Genomic DNA, 236 nt, shown 5'->3' with positions numbered 1-236 from the left:
GCGCAGACGCTGGCAACATCAGCATCGCCGAGAACGCCACCAAGCCGGTCACCGGCGAACTGACCGTCACCGCGCCGGAAGGCCTGGCCACCGTCAAGATCGGCAACGTCACCCTCACCGTGGCCGAACTGCAGGCGCTGGGTACCACCCCGCGTGTCATCGACGGCACCGAAGGCAAGCTCACGCTGACCGGCTACGACGCCGCCACCGGCAAGATCACCTACACCTACCAGCAG

1 protein-coding gene is annotated in these 236 nt (G+C 66.9%); it reads left to right on the top strand.

Translation table 11 applies throughout. The features are described 5' to 3' along the window. The coding region (locus tag AC6LKD_RS32720; protein ID WP_498118553.1) for a hypothetical protein at positions 1-236 on the top strand (236 nt) is incomplete at both ends.

It is taken from the genome of Achromobacter sp. D7-1 (assembly GCF_059760445.1).
The sequence above is the reverse complement of the archived record's forward strand: the minus strand, read 5'-3'. Positions and strand labels throughout refer to the sequence as shown.